This window comes from Anaeromyxobacter dehalogenans 2CP-C (assembly GCF_000013385.1).
GTDB lineage: Bacteria > Myxococcota > Myxococcia > Myxococcales > Anaeromyxobacteraceae > Anaeromyxobacter > Anaeromyxobacter dehalogenans_B.
The window spans coordinates 4271329-4290606 of sequence record NC_007760.1 but is presented as its reverse complement, the minus strand read 5'-3'; the positions used below and the strand labels follow the sequence as shown (position 1 = coordinate 4290606).

The window sequence follows — 19278 nt, the reverse complement described above, 5'->3', positions numbered from 1 at the left end:
CCTTCGGCCCGCACGCGCCCACGTCCGGCGCCCGAGACGGAGACACCGATGGCGAACGTCGCCGCGCACATCACCGGCACCGTGGTGAGGATCGAGAAGAAGCCCGGGGACCCGGTCAGCCCCGGCGACGTGCTGGTGGTCCTCGAGTCGATGAAGATGGAGATGCCGCTCGAGGCCGAGGACGGCGGCACGGTGCAGGAGGTGCGCTGCCGCGAGGGCCAGTCGGTCACCGAGGGTGACGTGCTGCTGGTCGTCGGATGACCGGCCGGCGCGTCCGCACCGAGGACCGCGGCCTGGTCCGGGTCCTCGTCGTAGACAACGTCGCCAAGCGGAACGCGCTCGACTTCCGCGCGCTGGACGAGCTGGAGGAGGCCTGCGGCGCCGCCGCCCGCGACCGGGTGCGCTGCCTGCTGCTCCGCGGCGCGGGCGAGGACGCGTTCTCGTCCGGGTTCGACCTCGCCGAGATGGGCCGCACCTCGCGCGCCGGGCTGCGCCCGGACGAGGCGGTGGAGCGCGCCGCGGACGCGCTGTCGGCGGTGCCCTGCCCGACGGTGGCGTTCCTGAACGGCAGCGCGTTCGGCGGCGGGCTGGAGCTCGCGGCCACCTGCGACCTGCGCGTCGCGCGCGAGGGGGCGCTGCTCGGGTTGCCCCCGGCGAAGCTCGGGGTGGTCTACCCGGAGGGCGGGATCGGGCGCTTCCTCGGCCTGGTGGGCGCGGCGCGCACGCGCGAGCTGTTCCTGGTCGGCCGGCCGGTGGACGCCGCCACCGCGCTGGCCTGGGGCCTGGTGAACCGGCTGGCGCCCGCCGCCGGGGCCGAGGCGGTGGCGCTCGCGCTCGCCGACGAGATCGCCGGCAACGCGCCGCTGGCGGTGCAGGGGATGAAGCGGATCCTGCAGCTGCTGGAGGGCACGCACGAGCGCGGCCTCTCGGAGCGGGAGCGCGAGGAGATCGCCGGGCTGCGGCGCCGCGCGTTCGAGAGCGCCGACATGCGCGAGGCGCGGCAGGCGCGCGCCGAGCGGCGGCCGCCGCGCTTCCGCGGCGAGTGAAGGGACCCTAGCGCGCGGCGGGCGCGCCGGGAGGCTCGACGGGCGCGGCGCCGAGCCGGCCCACCATCCAGCCGGCGGCGAGCCCCAGCGCGAGCGCGACCGCGCCCGCGATCACCGCCAGCGCGACCGTCCGCCCGGCGCCGGGGGCCGGGCGCGCGGCCGGCGGCGCGGCCGGGACGGCGGGCGCGGGCGCCGCGGCGGCAGGTGCCGCGGCCGCGGAGGCAAGGGCAGGGGCAGGGGCCGGCGCGCGGGCGGCCGGGGCCGGCGGCGCGTCGGCGGCCGGGGCGGGCGCGGGCGCCGCCGGCGTCGCGAAGATCGGCGCGCTCAGGCCCTGCGGCGTGGGGCGGCCGGACGGCGGGGTCGCCCGCGGGTCCGGCGTGCGGCGGCCCGCGGACGGGTCGGGCGTGCGCGCGCCGTGCGGGATGGGCGGCGGGGCGCCGGCCCCGGCCGCGTCCACGTCGGGCAGCAGCGCGAGGTCGTAGGCGCCGATCTCGACCAGGTCGCCCTCGCGCAGCCGCCTCCGCGCGGAGATCCGCTCGCCGTTCACGCGCGTGCCGGTCAGGCTGCCCAGGTCCTCGACGAAGACCCCGCCGCCGGCGCGGACGAAGCGCGCGTGGCGGCGCGACACGTCGCGGTCGGCCATGTGGAAGGTGTTGCCCTCCGCGGCCCGGCCGACGGTGACCTCGTCGCCCTCGAACGGCACCACCGAACGCGTCCCCTCGGCGTCCTCGATGACGAGCTTCATCGCGCGCCGATCCCCCGGGCCTACGGCCCGATCGCCTTCCCGCGCGGCTCGGGCTGATCGCTGCGGCCCAGCTTGCGGGTGAAGCGCGTGCCGTCCTTCTCCGGCAGCACCACGAACTGGTCGATCTCGTGGCCGGGCAGGGTGAGGTCCACGCGGTGCCGCTCGTCGAGGCGCACGCCCAGCACCGTCACCGGGGCGCGGCCCACCACGCGCCCGTCCAGGCGCACCTCGGCCCCGGCCGGCTCGCTCTCGATGGTGACCGCGCCGAGCGCGGTCTCGAGCCGGGCGTGGACGCGGCGCACCAGCGTGCCCGGCACCGGCGCCAGGTCCATCGTGACCGCGCGCACGCCCGGCCCATCCAGCGCGACCTGGTGCGGCCTCGACAGGACCAGCCCCTCCAGCACCGCCGGCGTGGTCGCGCCGGAGCGGACGCCGTCCAGCGTGACCTCGGCGCCGGGGGGCTCGGAGGTGACCACCAGGACGCCGGTGCGCAGCCAGGTCTCGGCGTAGTGCAGCCCGGCGGCGCCGCCGACCGCGAGCACCAGGCCGATCAGCACGGCCGTGCGCAGCCGGATGCCCTCGCGCGGCGGCGGGCGGTGGCTGCGCGCCTTGCGCGGCGCGGGCCGGGCCGGCTCGGCGGCGGGGAGCACGTCCGCGGGGAGCGGCGCGATGGGGTCGAAGGGCGACGCGCCGGAGCCCGCCGCGGCGGGCAGGCCCGCCGCCGGGGTGGTGGCCGAGAGCCGCTCGTACTCCGCCTGCGCCTGCTGCTTCTCGGCGAGGTTGGAGAGCACCTTCATGATGAGCGGGTCGTGGGCGCGCGCGCTACGCTGCCGCGCGATCTTCTCGGCGAACACCTGCTGCATCTGCTTGCCCAGCAGGTCCTGGATGGACGACTGCGGGGTGGGGAAGAGCACGTCCACGAGCGCGCCCGCGAACGCGCGCGCGTCGGTGAAGCGCTCGTCGGGATCGTAGGCGAGCGCCCGCGCCACGATGGCGTCGATCTCCCTGGGCAGGCGCGGGTCGATGGAGGTGGGCGGCACCACCCGCGCCTTGCGCGCGGCGACGAGCGACTCGACGTCGGTGGCCTTGGGGAACGGCTTCTGCTTGGTGAGCAGCTCGTACAGCAGGATCCCCGCGGCGAACAGGTCCACCCGGTGGTCCCAGCGCCGCTCCAGCGAGGCCTGCTCGGGCGCGACGTACCCGAGCTTCCCCATCAGCATGCCTTCCTTGTAGTTCGACAGCCCGGTGGCGGCGCGCGCGATGCCGAAGTCGAGCAGCTTGATCTCGCCTTCCCAGGAGACGAGCGCGTTGTCCGGCGAGACGTCGCAGTGGACGATCTGCAGCGGCTGGCCCTGCGCGTCGGTCTTCTTGTGCGCGTAGTCGAGGCCGGTGAGCAGCTGCAGCACCATGTAGATGGCCTGCTCGGGCGAGATCTGCGCGCCGGCGCGGGCGAACGCCTGCATCATCTCCTTGAGGGAGACGCCGTTCACCAGCTCCATCGAGATGAAGTAGTTCCCGTCGATCTTCCCGCACTCGTAGACCTGGGCGATGTTCGAGTGGGTGAGCTGGACGGTGAGCTTCGCCTCGTTCACCAGCATCTTGATGAAGCCGTGATCCTGCGCGCGCGCGGGCAGGATGCGCTTCACCACCAGCTCCTTCTCGAACCCGCCCGCGCCCGGGACGCGGGCGCGATAGATCTCGGCCATCCCGCCGATGGCGAGACGCTGGAGCAGGAAGAACTTGCCGAACAGGTGCGGCTTGAAGTCCGTCGGGATGGAAGGGGCGGCCTCGACCACGGCGGGATGTTAGCCCGCCCCCTCGGGGGACCACAAGGCGACCGACCGGTGCGCGGCAGTCCTACTTGGGCTTCTTCGGCCCACGGCCGGGCGGCAGGCGCTCCAGGCCGGGCGGCGACCCGGGGCCCACGCCCTCGCGCGCGCTGCGGACGTGCTCGGCGGCCTTGTCGAGCCCGCCGGCGGCGGCCTCGTCGGCCCGGCTGCGCGCGCGCACCAGGTGGTCGGGCGAGTCGCCGAAGGTGTCCACCATGCCCTGCAGCGCGGCGCCGGCCTCGACGCGGCGCTCCGCCTCGGCCAGGAACGCCGCGGCGTCCCGGCCGCCCTCGGCGCGGTACGCCTCGTACAGCGCGGCCACCTCGCCGGCGGACGCGGGCGCGCGCTGCGCCAGCGCCGCGCCGAGCGGGAGCGCGTCGCGCACGGGCACGCCGCGCCGGGCCAGCTCACCCAGCGTGCGCGCCGCCGCCACCACCGCCTCGCAGCTCCCGCCGGCCGCGCCGCGGGCCGCGTCCACGAGCTGCAGCACCGCGTCCGGCGGCACGCCCGCGCCGAGCGCGCCGGCCAGGTCGGCGAGCGCCGCGGCCCGGTCGCCGCGGAGCGGCAGCCCCGAGGCCCGCGCCTGCGCCACCAGCGCCGCCGCGCGCGAGAGGCGGCCGCCCAGCTCGGCGGCGACCTCGAGCACGCGCGCCGGCGGCGCGCCCTTCGCCAGGCCCTCGAGGATCTTCGCCGCGACCACCTCGCCGGGCAGGCCGGCGCGGGCCGCCTCGACCACCGGCGCGAGCGCCCGCTCCGGCTCGAGGCCGCGCGCGGCGGCCCGGCTCGCCACGTCGCGGGCCAGCGCGGCGGGGACGCCCGCCGCGGCGGCCGACTGGACCGGGTCCGGCGTGGAGGGCGCGGACGGCGCCGGGACGCCGAGCAGGGAGGTGAGGAAGAGCGCGACGATCACCGACGGTGTCTCCATTCTGCCGACGTCCGCACCACCCGATTCGACGAGCGTCGGAGCACGCGGTTACGGGACGCGGAGGACCGCGTTCTCGCCGCCGAAGCCGTCGTCCACCCGCTCGGCGTCCTCCGGGAGGACGATACGCAGTTCGGCGCCGCGGCGCACCTCGAAGCGGTACTCGTATCGACCGCTCGCGAGCGATATCGCGAGCACGAACCGATCGCCCTCGCGCTCCAGCGGGACCGCGTCCCACCCGGTCATGGTGCCGCGCAGCGCGACCGCGTCGGCGGGTCCCCGGAAGGCGAACACGGTGGGCGCGGGAGCACCCTGCGTGGACGCCTGCCCCGGCGCGCGGACGGTCGCACGCGGCGCGCAGGCGCCGGCGAAGGCCGCGAGGGCGAGCGCCGCGAGCCGGCGGCGCCCGCTCACCACGAGAGCACCCTCGCGCTGCCGCGCACGCCCGCGAACACCGCCGCGCGGTCGGCCACGGCGCGCTCGGCGCCGCCGGTCGCGCTCCGCGCCCAGCCGCCGGACACGACCAGCCACACCGGGCCGGCCGGGTGCGCCAGGTCCAGCGTGGCGCGCCAGACCGTCTCGTCCACGCCGCCGTGCAGCGCGGCGCGGTGCGCCTGCGCCACCGCCGACGCCTCGAGCGCGCCGGCGGGGCGGATCAGCGCGCTCGCCGCGCCGCCCCAGGCGCGCAGCTCGAACTCGGGGACCTCGCTCGCCACGCGCTCGTGCCGGAGCGACAGCTCCACCGCCGCGCGCCGCGACGGCGCCCACTCCACCGCGGCGAGCGCCGCGATCCCGCGCTCGCCCACCCGGTCCCCGGAGGCGCGCGACGCGCGCAGCGTGCCGGTGGCGGCGGCGCGCAGCGCGACCGGCCCGGTCCGCACCCGCAGCTGCGGCGTGAGGAGCGCCGCCGTGGTGGCGTCCACCTGCGGCCCGGCGGCGAGGTCGCCGAGCGGGACGCCGGAGGAGAACGAGGCGTGCTCGGCGGCCGCCGCGAGCGACGCCTCCCATCCCTCGCCGAGCCAGCGGGTGCGGACCCCGGCGGCCTCCGAGACGGCGCCGAAGCCGCCCGCCTGGTAGCGCGCGAGCGAGACCTCGCCGGTGGCGTCCAGCTTCAGCCGCGGCACCAGCGAGAGGTCCAGCCGCGCGGCCGGCGCCACCTCGGCGAAGGCCCCGCCGCCCATCTCCGCGCCCAGGTACGTGTCGCTCGCCCAGCCGGCGCCGGCGCGCGCGGAGAGCACCAGGCGGCCGTTGGCGCCGTGCGCGGCCGAGCACAGCGCGAGGGCGACGAGGCTCGGCGCGAGCACGCCTACAGGTCCAGGATGGCGTTCTTTCCGCCGAAGCCGTCGTCGGCGAGGGCGCGCGCGCCCGGGTCGGTGGTCCACGAGCCGTCCACCACGAACATGTACTCGTAGCGGCGCCCGGGCCGGAGCGGGACCTCCACCGTCCACACGCCGTCGGGGCCGCGCCGGAGCGGCGTCACCTCGGGCTTCCAGCCGTTGAAGTCGCCCGCGACGCGCACCACCCGCGCGCCGGGCGCCGCCAGCGCGAGCCGCGCCAGCACCACCGGCGCCTCGGGCGCGCGCGCGGCCTCCGGGCCGGGCGGCGCCGGGAAGCGGGCCACCGCCACCGCCAGGAACGCCGCGGCCGCCGCGCCGCCCAGCGCGCCGAGCGGCGAGAGGCGGGGGCCGGTCAGCCAGGCGAGGAGCGGCCGCCGCCGCGGCGGGCGGCTGGCGCGCACGCGCGCCATGGTGCGCTGGACGAAGTCGTCGGACGGCGCGGGGCGCGCGCCGGCGCCGGCCAGCCGCGAGAGCGCCACCAGGCGGAGCGCGGCCTGGCGCTCCTCCGGCGGCAGGGACGACAGCAGCCGCTCCGCCGCGAGCGGACCGGGGCGGCCGTCCAGCAGGTCCTGGAGCTCGCGCTCCGTCACGGCAGCACCTCGTCCGGATCGAGCAGGTCGCCGAGGCGCTCGCGCAGCATGATGCGGGCGCGGTGCACCCGCACCTTCAGCGCGTTCACGCGGACGCCGGTGGCCGCCTCGATCTCCTCGTAGGGAAGGTTCTCGACGTGGAACAGCGTGAAGGCCTCGCGGTACTTGGCCGGGAGCGCGGCGAGCGCGCTCTGCAGCGCGAGCACCGCCTGCCGGGCGGCGGCGTCGCGCTCCGGGTCCACCGCGCTCACCAGCTCGTCGCCGGAGAGATCGCTGGCGCGCTCCGCGCGCGCGCCGGCCTTCAGCCAGTCCCGGCAGCCGTTCACGGCGATGCGGTAGAGCCAGTGGCGGAAGCGGCAGTCGCCGCGGAACGAGGCGAGGCGCGTGTAGGCGCGCGCGAGCGCCTCCTGCGCGAGCTCCTCGCCCAGGCGGGCGTCGCCCACCATGCGGCTGCAGGTCCCGACCAGGCCGCCGGCGTACCGGCGGACGACGCTGGCGAACGCGTCGGTGTCGCCGGCGAGCGTGCGCTCGACCGCGTCGTGGTCCGCGGCGTCGGCGAGGTCGAGGACGTCGGCCTCGATCTCGGCCTGCGACGTCACGGGAGCGGCGAGCGCGAGTCTCTCTGCCAGGCGAGCGATGGGATCCCCCTTCGACCATCGGGCTGCGCAACGAGCGAACACTAGCGCGGGAGACATGGGGCGGAAAGGGCCGTGAACGCGCGACGCGACGGTATCGGGTGCGAGCCGGTCAGGGCGGGTAGGTGCTCGGCCCTGGCCGCATCCCCACGTCGAGGGCGGCGGGGCGGGACCGCTGTCCCGCGGCCGGGAGACGGGGCGGGCCGGCCGGCTCCGGCGGGACGATCAGTACCAGGCGAAGCCGCCGTAGGCGGCCCAGAACCGCGACGTGCCGGGCCCGGCCGCGCCCCGGTACCACTGCCGCGAGCCGTCGAGCTTCATGCTCAGGCTGAAGCGGCGGCCGATCCGGAACGCGTACCCGATCCCGCCGAGCACGTTCGTCCCGAGGTGGGCCTCGCCGTCGCTGCCCGAGGCGGACCGCACCGAGAGCGAGAGCCGCGACGCGCCGGCGCCGGCGCGGAAGAAGAGCCCGTCGCCGAGCGGGAAGAACGTGAGCACCGCGTCGAGGTTCGCGACGCGGAGCGTGCGCGTGGTGCGGCCGAGCAGCGGATCGTCCGGGTGCGCGGCGGCGCCGGCGACCAGCAGCTCGCCGCCGAGCAGGGTGCGGGCGCCTACCGTGGCGCCGGCCTCGAGCTGCGCCGCGAACGAGGTGGAGGTGCCGCCGACCAGGTCGCGGAACGTGCGGCGATCGCCGCTCGCGCCGACCGTCCCCGTCCCGTAGCCCAGGCCGAAGCCCACGTACCAGGGCGCGCGATGGAGGGGCCCGGCCGCGCCGCGCCCCGGCGCGGGGACGTCCTCGCCGGGCGCGTCCTCGGCGGCGCTCGCGATCCCGGGCGCGGCGGCGAGCGCGGCGGCGCCGAGCGCGGCGAGCACGGCGGCGGGGAAGCGGCGGGCGCGGGGCATCGCGAGAGGGTAGCGCGGCGGCCGCCGGCCGGCAGGGTGCCGCGCTGGGTGTAGCGCCCACACGTGCGCTCAGCGCTGCGCGAGCGCGTACACCACGTGCCAGGTCGCGGGCACGCCGGCGGGGCCGCCGTGGCGGGCCTCGTAGAGCCGGAGCAGCTCGAGCGTCGCGCCTCGCCCACCCAGCCCGCGCGCGCCGGGCACCGCGGGGCCCGCGCCGATCTCCTTCAGCGCGCGCAGCACCGCGCGCGCGTCCGGGTGGCGCTCGCGGCGCTCCTCCTCGACCACCGCGCGGACCCGCAGCCCGGTCGCGGCGAGCGCCGCGGCCACCTCGCCGCGGTCGAAGAAGCGGTGGGTCCGCTCGCCCGGGCCCGGGCCGGCCGCGTCGCGCCACGCGCCGCGCAGCTCGTGCAGCGTGCGGGCGCCGAACAGCGCCACCGCGAGCAGGCCGCCCGGCGCGAGCACCCGGCGCGCCTCGGCGAACGCCGGCTCGAGCCGCGGCAGCCACTGGAACGCCGAGGTGGAGAGGAACAGGTCGAACCGCGCGTCGCCGAACGGCAGCGCCTCCGCGTCGCCGGCCGCCACCGCGGCGCCGGGCAGGCGCGCGCGCGCCGCCGCCGCCATCCCCGGCGCGAGGTCCACCGCCGCGGGCCGCAGCCCGGGGCGCGCCGCGGCCAGCCGCGCCAGCAGCGCGCCGGTGCCGGCGCCGACGTCGAGCACGCGCCGCGCGTCCGGGGCGGCCTCCGCGACCAGCGCCAGGACCCGATCCTGCACCTCCCGCTGGACCGCGGCGCGCGCGTCGTAGGCCGCGGCGGAGCGGGAGAACGCGGCGCCCACCCGGCGCTTGTCCACGCGGTTCACGCGGCCACCACCCCGGCCGCCGCGGGGAACGCCCGGAGCAGCGCGGCGACCTCGTCCGGGCGCGTCAGGTGCGGCGCGTGGCCGGCGCCGGGGAGGAGCGCGAGGCGCGCGCCCGGGATGCCCGCCGCGAGCGCCCGTCCCGCGCCCGGCGGGCAGATCGGGTCGGCCGTGCCGTGGATCACGAGCGCGGGCAGGTCGATCGCGGCGAGGCCGGCCCGGAGGTCGGCCGCGGCGAGCGCGGCGAGGCCGGCCAGCGCCGCGGCGGCGGAGGGCGCCGGGATCGCGGCGCGGAGCGCCCTCGCGCGCGGGGCGGCGGGCCCGTCGAGCTCGCCGGGCGCGAACATCCCGTCGAAGAAGCGGGCCGCCGCGCGCGCCGGATCGCGGCGGACCCGGTGCGCGAGCACCTCCAGCGCCTGGGCCGGCTGGCCGTGCGGCCAGCCGTCACCGATCGTGAAGCGCGGCGTCCCGGAGATCAGCACCAGCCCGGCGAGCCGCCGGCGCACCGCGGGGAGCGCGGCGAGCGCGGCCTGCGCGCCGAGCGACCAGCCCGCCAGCACCGCGCCCTCGAGGCCGAGGCGATCCAGCAGCAGCGCGAGGTCGCGGCCCAGGTCCTCCAGCGCGAACGCGGCCGGGTCGGAGCCGCCGTGGCCGCGCAGGTCGGGCATGATCAGCCGGCGCCCGGGGAGCCGCGCGGCGAGCCCGTCGAACGCGGCGGAGGAGAGCGACCAGCCGTGGACCAGCACGAGCGGCGCACCGGCGCCGCGGTCCGCGTACGCGAGGCGCACGCCGCTGTCGGTGAGGAGGAGGGGCATCGCTGGCCGGGACGCGCAGGATAGCAGCGAGGACCGCCTCGTCAACCGTGCCCGGAGGTCACGGTTGACGAGGCGGCGGTTCCGGCGGAAGGGGGGCCGCCGGGCCTTCGGGGCGGGGACGTCCCCTAGGGCGCGACGACGCCGCTCACGGCGTCGCCGTAGTGGCCGCCGGCGCCGGGGCGGACCTTGCCGCGGAACACGCGGTAGACGAGCGCGGTGTAGGCGATCACGAGCGGCATCCCGACGAGCGCGATCACCAGCATCACCGCCAGCGTCCGCGGCGACGAGGACGCGTTGTAGACGGTGAGGTCGTACGCCGGGTCGATGGAGGAGGGCACGAGCCGCGGGAACATCGAGACCGCCGCCACCAGGATCATCGAGACGATGGCCAGCGACGAGGCGAGGAACGCCTTGCCGGCGGCGCCGCGGCGGCTCAGCACCGGGATCGCGCCGATCGACGCCACCACCAGCAGCGTCAGCGCGAGGAACAGCGGGTTCGCGAGCGCGCCGGCGAACAGGTGCGGCGCCTCCACCAGCGAGGCGGCGGTGGCGATCGCGTAGGTGGCGGCGAAGGCGCCCCAGAGCCGCGGGACCCAGCGGGCCATGCGGGCCTCGAGCGCGCCCTCGGCCTTGAGGCGCAGCCAGAGCGCGCCGTGCAGCGTGAACATCGAGAGCGACACCAGGCCCACCAGCACCGGGTACGGGTGGAGCAGGCCCAGGAAGCTGCCCGCCCACTCCTGCGCGGCGGTCACCGGGACGCCGCGCAGCACGTTGCCGACCGCCACCCCGAGCAGCACCGCGGGCAGGAGGCTGCCGACGCCGAACGCGAGGTCGAAGCCGCGCCGCCAGGCCGCCCCGTCGAGCTGCGAGCGGAACTCGAGCGCCACCGCCCGGGCGATGAGCGCGAGCAGCAGCAGCATGAGCGCGAGGTAGAAGCCGCTGAACACCGTGGCGTAGACCACCGGGAACGCGGCGAACAGCGCGCCGCCGCCGGTGAGCAGCCACACCTCGTTGCCGTCCCACACCGGGCCGATCGCCTTGACGTGAACCTGCCGCTCCTCCTCGTCCCGGGCGAACAGCGACAGCACGCCCACGCCGAGGTCGAACCCGTCGAGCACCGCGTACCCGGCGATGAGGACGCCCACCAGCACGAACCAGATGACGTTGAGATCCATGGTCGGTCTCCTCTCAGGCGGCGGCCCGCGCGCGCTCGGCGGCGGGGAGGCGAGGCGCGACGCGCGCCTTCTTCACCATCAGCGTCAGCCACAGCGCGCCGAGCGCCAGGTACACCAGGCCGAACAGGCCCAGCGAGAACGCGATCTCCGCGGCGGTCACGGTGGGCGAGTGGGCCTGGCCGGTGCGCAGCAGGCCGTACACGATCCAGGGCTGGCGGCCGACCTCGGCGGCGACCCACCCGAGCTGGCAGGCCACCACCGGCAGCGGCAGGGAGAAGAGCAGCGCGCGCAGCGTGCGCCGGTCGGTCCAGAGCAGGCCACGGTACCACTGCCACGCGGCCCAGGCCATGATGGCGATGAACCACACGCCCAGGGCCACCATGTTGTGGAACGACACGAAGGTGAGCCAGAGCGGCGGCCGGTTCTCGGGCGGGAACTGGTCGAGGCCCTGCACGTGGGCGCCGGTGTCGCCGAACGCCATCCACGAGAGCAGGCCCGGGATCTCGAGCGTGCCCTTCAGCCGCGGCGGCTCGGAGAACGGCACCGCGAACAGCACCAGCGGCGCGCCGGTCTGGCTGGCGTACAGCCCCTCGATGGCCGCGAACTTCTCCGGCTGCGTGCGCGCGACCTGCTGCGCGTGGAGGTGGCCGAACGGCATCACCTCGAGGCAGGAGACGACCAGGCCCCACGCCACCGCCAGCTTCATCGCCTTGCGCGCGAACGCCGACCCGGGGTCGCGGAGCAGGTGCCAGGCGGCCACCCCGGCCATCACGAACGCGCCCACCACCAGCGCGCCCACCACCGTGTGGAAGTAGCGCGGGAGCGTGGACGGGTTCCAGACCGCCGCCCAGAAGTCCACCAGCTCGGCGCGGCCGTTCCGCACCACGTAGCCGGTGGGCGTCTGCTGCCAGGAGTTCGCCACGATGATCCAGAACGCGGACAGCGTGGCGCCGACCGCGACCATGAGCGCCGAGAACCAGTGCAGGCCCTTCGACACCCGCCCGCGGCCCCACAGGTAGAGGCCGAGGAAGGTGGACTCGAGGAAGAACGCGAACACGCCCTCGGCGGCGAGCGGCGCGCCGAAGATGTCGCCGACGAACTTCGAGTAGGCCGACCAGTTCGTGCCGAACTGGAACTCCATCACGATGCCGGTGGCGACGCCGACCGCGAACGTGATCGCGAACAGCCTGCCGAAGAACTTCGCCACCTCGACGTAGACCGCGTCCTGCTTCCTCCAGCCGAACCACTCCGCCAGCACCAGCAGCCAGCCCAGGCCGATGGTGATGGGCGGGAACAGGAAGTGGAACCCGGCGGTCACCGCGAACTGGAGCCGCGCGAGGGTGAGAGCGTCCATGGAGCCTCCTTCGCCGGCGCGCGGCCCGGGGCGTCCACCGTGGACGGCCGGGGCCCGCCGCGCGGGCGCCGGGGGGCGGCTTCAGCAACCGGGGTGCCACCCGCGCCGCCGGGCGCGCCGCGCCGGAATCGCGTGCCGCGCCGCGGGGCTGCGCCCCTGCGCGCGGGCGCGCAGCGGCGGCGGCCGGGGGGTGGGGCGGGCTTGCGCGGGGGGCGGTGGGATCGACTTGTACGTTGGCGCGCGTCAGGCGGGCGCGTCGTCGTCGTCGTCGTCGCGGCCGGCGCCGCCCGGGCCCGGGCGGAGCGGGCCGATGAGCCCGTAGCGCTGGATCTTCGTGAAGAGCGTGCGGCGGTCGATGCCGAGCAGCCGCGCCGCCAGGGAGCGGTTCCAGCCGACCATCGCGAGCACCTTCTCGACGTGCGCGCGCTCCACCTCGGCGAGCGTGAGCCCGCCCTCGGCGGTCGGCGCCGCCGCCTCGGCCCCCGCCGGCGCCCGCACCGCCGCGGGCAGGTCGGCGACGTCGATGCGCCGCCCGCGCGCGGCGAGCAGCGCGCGCTCCACCGCGTTGCGCAGCTCGCGCACGTTGCCCGGCCAGCGGTGGCGCTCCAGCGCGGCGAGCGCCTCGGGGGTGAAGCCCAGCGCGGGCACGCCGTGGCCGCGCGCGATCCCGAGCAGCAGGTGCTCCGCCAGCGCCGGCACGTCCTCGGCGCGCTCGGCGAGCGTGGGCAGCTCGATGCGCAGCACGTTGAGCCGGTAGAACAGGTCCTCGCGGAACGTCCCCTTCGCCACCATCTGCTCGAGGTCGCGGTTCGCCGCGGCCACCACCCGCAGGTCCACCTTCACCGGCCGGGCCGCGCCCACCGGCGTCACCTCGCCCTCCTGCAGCATGCGGAGCAGCTTCGCCTGCTGCGAGGGCGGGATCTCGGCGACCTCGTCGAGGAACAGCGTGCCGCCGGACGACTGCTCCGCGAGGCCGGCCTGGGACTCGACCGCGCCGGTGAACGCGCCGCGGCGGTGGCCGAACATCGCGCTCTCGAACAGCGGCTCGGGGATGGCCGCGCAGTTCACCGGCACGAACGGGCCGGCGGCGCGCGGGCCGCCGTAGTGGATGGCGCGGGCGGCCATCTCCTTGCCGGTGCCGCTCCGGCCGGTGAGGAGCACCGTGGCGCCCACCTCCGCCGCCTCGCGCAGCGCCCGGCGCACCTCGCGCATCCGGGCGGAGCCGCCGATGAGCCGGTCGGCGGAGAAGCGCTCCTCCACGGCGCGGCGCAGCCCGTCCACCTCGCGGTGCAGCTCCAGCTCGCGGGCCGCGTTGCGCAGGACGGCCGCGACCGTCTCCACCTTGAACGGCTTCACCACGTAGCTGTAGGCGCCGGCCTGCATCGCCTCGACCGCGTCGTCCACGCTGCCGAACGCGGTCATGAGGATCACCTTCGCGTCCGGGTGGCGCGCCCGCACCTCCGCGAGCAGCGTGCGCCCGTCCATCCCCGGCATGCGCACGTCGGAGAGCACCACGTCGGCGGGCGCGGCCTCGAGGAGCTGCAGCGCCGCCGCCGCGCCGCCGGCGCCGCGCACCGCGTAGCCCATGCGGTCGAGGTGCCGGGTGAGGATGTCGAGCAGTCGCGGGTCGTCCTCGACCACCAGCACCCGCAGCGCGCCCGCGCGCGGCGCCGCCGCCTCCGCCGTCGCCGCGCTCATCGCGCCTCCTCGGCCGGGAGCTGCACGGTGAACGACGCGCCGCCGAGCGGCCCGGTGCCGACCCGGAGGTCGCCGCCGTGGTCGGCGACGATGCGCGCCACCACCGCCAGGCCGAGCCCGGTGCCCTCGGCGCGGGTGGTGAAGAACGGGTCGAGGACGCGCTCGCGCAGCGCGGGCGGCACGCCCGGCCCGTCGTCGTGCACCTCGAGCTGCACCGAGCGCTCTCCGTCCTCCTCGACCGCGCGCGCCGCCACCACCACGCGCCCGCCCTCGGCCACGGCCTGCGAGGCGTTCACCACCAGGTTGAGGAGGATCTGGTGCAGGCCGTCCGGGTCGGCGTGCAGCTCGGGGAGGTCGTCCGGGAGCCGGGTCTCGACGCGCACGCGCCGGCGCTCCAGCGTGATGCGCAGGAGCGACAGCACCCGCGCGACGGCGCCGGGCAGCGCCACGGCGGTCTTGCCGGGAGTGGTGGCGCGCGCGAACGTGAGCAGGTCGCGGACCAGCCGGCTGATGCGCTCGGTCTCGGCGACGATGCCGCGGAGCTGGGCGCGCGCCTCCCCGCCGGCGTCGGGCAGCAGGAACTCGGCCGTCGCGCTGATCACGTTGAGCGGCGTCCCGATCTCGTGCGCCAGGCCGGCCGCCAGGCTGCCCACCATGGCGAGCTTCTCCGAGCGCACCAGCTGCCGGTCGAGCCGGACCTGCGCCGAGAGGTCCCGCGCCACCAGCGCCACGCCGCTCGGCGCGCGCTCGCCGCCCAGCGCCGCCGCCGAGACGTCCACCGGCACCGGCGCGCCCGTCGCGTCGCGCCACTCCATCCGCACCCCACGCTGCGCCCCGCGCTGTACCGCCCGCTCCAGCAGCCGCGCCACCGGCGCCGCGGGCGCGACCCGGGTGAGCGGCTGGCCGGTGACGTCGGCCGCGGACCAGCCCAGGAGCTGCTCCGCGCCGCGGTTCCAGCTGGTCACGTTCCCGGTGAGATCGACCGCCACGATCGCGTCCGCCGCCTCGCGGGTGATGTGGGCGAGCAGCTGCTCCTGCGCGCGCACCTGGCCACGGAGCTGGTGCAGCGCGGAGAGGTCCTCGATGACGCAGGTCCGGCCCACCAGCGCGCCCGCCTCGTCGCGCAGCGCGACCGCCGAGACCGCCACCGGCACGCGCCGCCCGTCGCGGGCCCGCCGGACCGTCTCCGTGCGCGGGGCGCGCCCCTCGGCGGCCACCCGGGCCGCGCGCGCCCGCTCCTCGTCCACCCGGTCCTCGGGGACGATGAGGTCGATCCGCCGCCCGAGCGCCTCCTCCAGCGGGAACCCGAACATCGCGGCCGCCGCCGGGCTCCAGGACACGATGCGCTCCTCGCGGTCGATCACCACCAGCGCGGCGGCGCCCGCCTCGGCCGCGGGGGCGCGCCCGGCCAGGTCGGGCGCGAGCGAGGCGAGCCGGATGAAGGACTCCGCCACCCAGGCCAGGCGCCCCTCGGCGTCGAGCACCGGCACGGCGCGCACCCGCCACGCCTCCGGCGCCGCGCCCGGGCGGCCGCGCTCGCGCAGGCCCTCCTGCGGCTCGCCGGTGCGGAAGACGAGGAGCGGGAGGCAGTCGGAGCAGCGCTGCGCCTTGCGCCACAGCGCGGAGAAGCAGTGGTCCGCGCCGCAGGACAGCTCGGACGCCTGCTCGCGCACGAGCGCGTTCGCGAGCTGGACCCGCATCTCGCGGTCCACCAGCGTGAGGCCGATGCCGAGCGCCGCGAGCGCCTCGCCGATCGGCTCGAGGTCGGCGGGCGCGGCGACGCGGAGCGGGGCGCGCGCCGGCGCGGGCGCGGCTTCGGGGGCGGGTGCGGCGGCCATCCGGCGCGATGGTACCGCCGCAGGCGCCGCGGGAGCAGGTCAAACCGCCGCCGCGCGCGGCAGGCGGCCGCGCCTACAGCCCGGTCCGCGCCCGCACCACCTGGTCGAGCGCGGCGGCGTCGAGGCCGGGGAGGCCCATGGCCAGCGACAGCTCCTCCGGCGTGCGGCGGGTGCCGTCCGCCCAGGTGCGCACCAGCCACGCGCCGGCCGCCGGCGAGGTCCACCAGGCCGGCGTCCCGGCGCGGCCGGCCAGGAACAGCTCGGCCTGCGCGGCCAGCAGCTCGGCGCGGAGCGCCTCGCCCGAGCGCAGCAGCGGATCCGGCTCGAGCCGCCAGGCCACGAGGTCGGGCTCCTCCACCGGGCACCCGTACGCGCGCGCGGGGAGCGCGGCCCGGGCCTCCGCGCCGGCGGGGCCGGCCGGCGCGAGCGCGGCGAGCACGCGGGCGGCGGCCTCGCGGGTGCGCATGAGCCGGCGCGCGGCCGCGCTCCGGGCCTCGGCGCGCGCCGGGTCGGCCTCCAGGCCGTGCGCCTCGAGCCACTGCGGCGCGCCGGCCACCTCCTCGAGCAGGATGGCCCACGTCCCGCTCACCGCGCCCGGGCCGAGCCGCCGGAACTCGAGCGGCGCCTGCGGCGCCACGTGCGCGTAGGCGAGCGCGGCGCCCAGCTCGTGCAGCACGCCGCGGAGCGCCTCCATGCCGGACACCGGCGCGGCCGACAGCCGCACGTCGCGCGGCGGATCCACCGGCAGCGCGATGGCGTGCGGCAGCTTGCCGGGCCGCGGCCCGGCGTCGAGCCGCAGGTTGTGCTGGGCGGCGAGGTCGAGGCCCAGGCCGGCCAGGATCGCGGCCCCGGCGTCGAGCGCCTTGCCGGCCGGGAACGCGGACGCGGGCGCCGCAGGACGCACCAGCCGCGGCAGGTCGCGGGCGCGGACCGCCTCCGGCTCCATCCCCTCGCGCCGGGCCAGGTCGGCGACGAGCGCGCGCCAGGTCGCGTCGGTCCGGGCGAGCACCGCGTCGGCGAGCGCGCCCAGCACCGCGGGGGCCTCGCCGCGCAGGTCGGCCGCGAGCGCCTCCGCCGAGGCGTAGCCCAGCGTCCGGGCGGCGGCCGCGAGCTGGGCGTCGCGCGCCTCGAGGAGCGGCGCCACCGGGCGCGCCGCCTGGGCCGCGGCCTCGGCGAGCGCGCGGCGCCGGCCCGGCTCGGGCTCGGCCGCGAGCAGCGCGGCCGACTCCCGCACCGGCACCTCGTGCCCGGCCCAGCGGAAGTGCGCGGCGGTGCGCGCCTCGGCGACCCGCCGCACCGGCTCGGCCAGGTCGCGCGCCAGCCGCTCGCCGACGAGCCAGGCGCGCAGGTACGCCGCGGCGCGGTGCCCGTCGCCGCGCTCGGCCTCCACCGCGGCCCGGGCCGCCGCGAGCGCCGGGTCACCCAGCAGGTCCTCGTGGCCCTTCCAGGCGGCCGCCGGGTCGGCGTCGTCACCCTTCGTGAACACGTCCCAGTAGGCCTCCGCCTGCGCGCGCAGCACCGCGTCGGCGCCGGCCCGCAGCGGCGCGAGCGCGGCGTCGGCGGCGCCGGGCGCCCGGTGCGGCCCGGGCGCCGCGGCGGCGGCCGGCGACGGCGGGGAGGCCGGGCCCTCCGGCGCGCGGTGCGCGCAGGCGGCGAGCAGGCACGGGGGGACGGCGAGCAGGGCGGGCAGGAGGCGTGGACGCTTCACGAGGCGGGGATCTTAGCGCGGCCTGCGGGTTCCCGCGCGGACCGGAGGGCGCGGCGGTAGAGTCCGCCGCATGCAGAGCGAACGCCGCAGGGAGCGGGCCCGGGCGCGGGCGCGGCTCTCCGCCGAGGTGCGCCGGATCCTGGGCGGCCTCGGCTACGAGGAGGTGGAGACGCCGTGCCTGGTGCCCGCGCCGGGCATGGAGCCGCACATCGACGCGTTCCAGGCCACCTTCGTGCCGGAGGGCGGCGGGACGTCGCGGCCGCTGTGGCTCCAGAACAGCCCCGAGTACGCGATGAAGCGGCTGCTCGCCGAGGGCTTCGAGCGGGTCTTCCAGCTCGCCCGGGTGTTCCGCAACGGGGAGGTCTCGCGCACCCACAACCCGGAGTTCACCATGCTCGAGTTCTACCGGGCCGGGACGGACTACCGCGGGATCATGGCCGACCTGGAGGCGCTGGTGGACGGGGCCGCCCGCGCGCTCCTCCCCGGGGGCGAGCCGCGCGTGACGCGGGACGGCCGCGCGCTGTCGCTGGCGGCGCCGTTCGAGACGCTCACCGTGGCCGAGGCGTTCCGCCGGCACGCGCGCGTGGACCTGGAGGCGTGCGCCGGCGACGCGGACCGGCTGGCCCGCGCGGCGCGCGCGGCCGGGCACGATCCCGGCCCGCCCGGCGAGGCGTTCGACGACGTCTTCTTCCGGGTGATGCTCGACGCGGTGGAGCCGCGCCTGGGGGTGGACCGGCCCACCTGGCTGGTGGACTGGCCGGCCTCGATGGCGGCGCTCTCGAAGGTGAAGGCCGCGGACCCGCGCTGGGCGGAGCGGTTCGAGCTGTACGCCGGCGGCCTCGAGCTCGCGAACGGGTTCACCGAGCTGACCGACGCGCGCGAGCAGCGCGCCCGGCTGCTCGAGGAGCAGGCGCTCCGGCGCCGGCTCGGCCGGCCGGGGTACCCGCTCGACGAGAAGTTCCTCGAGGCGGTCGGCCGCATGCCGGAGGCGGGCGGGGTGGCGGTGGGGTTCGACCGGCTGCTGATGCTGCTCACCGGCGCGGCGTCCATCGAGGAGGTGCTGCTCTTCCCCGCGCACGGCTTCTGGGACTGACTCCGCACGGGCCAGGGCTCACCGCACCTTCACCCCGAGCGAGAGCCCCTCGCCGGTGGGCAGCAGGGTGGCGCGGAACCGCCCGCCCTGCGCGAGCCGCGCGCTGAACGTCCGCAGCGCCTCCATCGCCTCGGGGTCCTCGCCCTGCGGCCGGGCCCGGTGCACCTGCCCGAAGCCGAACGTGTTGTCGGCAAGCACCGCGCCGCCCACCCGCAGGTGCTCGCCGGCCCAGTCCAGGTACGCCGGGTAGCCCTTCTTGTCGGCGTCGATGAACACGAGGTCGAACGGCCCCTCGGCCTCGACCTCCGCCAGCCGCTCCAGCGCCGGACCCTCGTGCACCCGCACCCGGGCGGCCACGCCGGCCTCCTCGAAGTGGCGGCGCGCCAGCGCCGCGCGGCCCGGATCCAGCTCGAACGTGTGGAGGCGGCCGCGCTCGCCCATGCCGCGCAGCAGGCACACGCCGCTGTAACCGCCGAGCGTGCCGATCTCGACCGCGCTGCGCCAGCCGCAGGCGCGCGCCAGCACCTCCAGGTGGAGCCCGTCCATGGCCCCGACCTGGATGGCCGGCAGCCCCGCGGCGACCGAGCGCTCGCGGATGCCGCGCAGCAGCTCGTCCTCGGGCCGGTAGGTGGCCTCGGCCCAGGCCGCCAGCTCCGGGTCCGCGGCCCCGAACGCCTTCACGTCAGGTGATCCCATGCGCACCTCCCGGGGGCGGATGTGCCGCGGTGGCCGCCG

General features: G+C 77.9%; 19 protein-coding genes. 3 read left to right on the top strand and 16 right to left on the bottom strand.

The genetic code is table 11. The features are described from left to right. Positions 1-48 precede the first annotated feature (48 nt). A complete protein-coding gene (locus ADEH_RS19335) occupies positions 49-261 on the top strand; it encodes an acetyl-CoA carboxylase biotin carboxyl carrier protein subunit (protein WP_011422791.1) in 213 nt (70 codons plus the stop codon). After that, the gene (locus ADEH_RS19330; protein WP_011422790.1) at positions 258-1046 is read left to right on the top strand and encodes an enoyl-CoA hydratase-related protein; all 789 of its coding nucleotides are present in this window, start codon (positions 258-260) and stop codon (positions 1044-1046) included. The genes ADEH_RS19335 and ADEH_RS19330 overlap by 4 nt, the downstream gene beginning before the upstream one ends. Before the next feature lie 7 nt (positions 1047-1053). Here ADEH_RS19330 and ADEH_RS19325 read toward each other — a convergent pair whose 3' ends face one another. The 15 genes from ADEH_RS19325 to ADEH_RS19255 all read right to left on the bottom strand — a co-directional run bounded on the left by ADEH_RS19325 (position 1054) and on the right by ADEH_RS19255 (position 17450). Beyond that, positions 1054-1791 carry an FHA domain-containing protein gene (locus tag ADEH_RS19325; RefSeq protein WP_011422789.1) on the bottom strand — a complete coding sequence of 246 codons (738 nt, stop codon included), beginning with the start codon at positions 1789-1791 and terminating at the stop codon, positions 1054-1056. A 20-nt stretch (positions 1792-1811) separates the two neighbouring features. Further along, complete coding sequence (locus ADEH_RS19320; RefSeq protein ID WP_011422788.1) at positions 1812-3587, bottom strand: serine/threonine-protein kinase; 1776 nt, start codon at positions 3585-3587, stop codon at positions 1812-1814. 61 nt (positions 3588-3648) lie between these two features. Beyond that, positions 3649-4545, bottom strand: coding sequence for a hypothetical protein (locus ADEH_RS19315; protein ID WP_011422787.1), 897 nt, complete (start codon positions 4543-4545; stop codon positions 3649-3651). A gap of 48 nt (positions 4546-4593) precedes the next feature. Continuing rightward, positions 4594-4956 carry a glycogen-binding domain-containing protein gene (locus tag ADEH_RS19310; RefSeq protein WP_041453972.1) on the bottom strand — a complete coding sequence of 121 codons (363 nt, stop codon included), beginning with the start codon at positions 4954-4956 and terminating at the stop codon, positions 4594-4596. Continuing rightward, positions 4953-5846 (bottom strand): hypothetical protein, encoded by an 894-nt coding sequence (locus ADEH_RS19305; RefSeq protein WP_011422785.1) that lies wholly within the window; start codon positions 5844-5846, stop codon positions 4953-4955. The genes ADEH_RS19310 and ADEH_RS19305 overlap by 4 nt, the downstream gene beginning before the upstream one ends. 2 nt (positions 5847-5848) lie before the next feature. Continuing rightward, positions 5849-6469, bottom strand: coding sequence for an isoamylase early set domain-containing protein (locus ADEH_RS19300; RefSeq protein WP_011422784.1), 621 nt, complete (start codon positions 6467-6469; stop codon positions 5849-5851). Beyond that, on the bottom strand, positions 6466-7068 hold the full coding sequence (locus ADEH_RS19295; protein ID WP_232287341.1) for an RNA polymerase sigma factor: 603 nt from the start codon (positions 7066-7068) through the stop codon (positions 6466-6468). The genes ADEH_RS19300 and ADEH_RS19295 overlap by 4 nt, the downstream gene beginning before the upstream one ends. Positions 7069-7329: 261 nt before the next feature. Then, a complete protein-coding gene (locus tag ADEH_RS19290) occupies positions 7330-8007 on the bottom strand; it encodes a hypothetical protein (RefSeq protein WP_011422782.1) in 678 nt (225 codons plus the stop codon). Positions 8008-8076: 69 nt separating this feature from the next. Then, positions 8077-8865 (bottom strand): methyltransferase domain-containing protein, encoded by a 789-nt coding sequence (locus ADEH_RS19285; protein ID WP_011422781.1) that lies wholly within the window; start codon positions 8863-8865, stop codon positions 8077-8079. Beyond that, the gene (locus ADEH_RS19280) at positions 8862-9677 is read right to left on the bottom strand and encodes an alpha/beta fold hydrolase (RefSeq protein ID WP_041453708.1); all 816 of its coding nucleotides are present in this window, start codon (positions 9675-9677) and stop codon (positions 8862-8864) included. Before ADEH_RS19280 ends, ADEH_RS19285 begins: the two co-directional genes overlap by 4 nt. Positions 9678-9802: 125 nt before the next feature. Then, positions 9803-10852, bottom strand: coding sequence for a cytochrome d ubiquinol oxidase subunit II (cydB, locus tag ADEH_RS19275; protein ID WP_011422779.1), 1050 nt, complete (start codon positions 10850-10852; stop codon positions 9803-9805). 13 nt (positions 10853-10865) lie between these two features. Continuing rightward, complete coding sequence (locus ADEH_RS19270) at positions 10866-12206, bottom strand: cytochrome ubiquinol oxidase subunit I (protein WP_011422778.1); 1341 nt, start codon at positions 12204-12206, stop codon at positions 10866-10868. A 243-nt stretch (positions 12207-12449) separates the two neighbouring features. After that, on the bottom strand, positions 12450-13904 hold the full coding sequence (locus ADEH_RS19265; RefSeq protein WP_011422777.1) for a sigma-54-dependent transcriptional regulator: 1455 nt from the start codon (positions 13902-13904) through the stop codon (positions 12450-12452). Beyond that, positions 13901-15742 (bottom strand): PAS domain S-box protein, encoded by a 1842-nt coding sequence (locus ADEH_RS19260; protein WP_011422776.1) that lies wholly within the window; start codon positions 15740-15742, stop codon positions 13901-13903. Before ADEH_RS19260 ends, ADEH_RS19265 begins: the two co-directional genes overlap by 4 nt. 73 nt (positions 15743-15815) lie before the next feature. After that, positions 15816-17450: a hypothetical protein gene (locus ADEH_RS19255; protein WP_011422775.1), complete on the bottom strand. Its 1635-nt coding sequence runs from the start codon at positions 17448-17450 to the stop codon at positions 15816-15818. 70 nt (positions 17451-17520) lie between these two features. On the opposite strand from ADEH_RS19255, the gene epmA reads away from it, so the two are divergent. Further along, positions 17521-18543 carry an EF-P lysine aminoacylase EpmA gene (epmA, locus tag ADEH_RS19250; protein ID WP_011422774.1) on the top strand — a complete coding sequence of 341 codons (1023 nt, stop codon included), beginning with the start codon at positions 17521-17523 and terminating at the stop codon, positions 18541-18543. An 18-nt stretch (positions 18544-18561) separates the two neighbouring features. Here the strand turns inward: epmA and ADEH_RS19245 are convergent, their stop codons facing one another. After that, a complete protein-coding gene (locus tag ADEH_RS19245) occupies positions 18562-19239 on the bottom strand; it encodes an O-methyltransferase (protein WP_041453707.1) in 678 nt (225 codons plus the stop codon). Positions 19240-19278 lie beyond the last annotated feature (39 nt).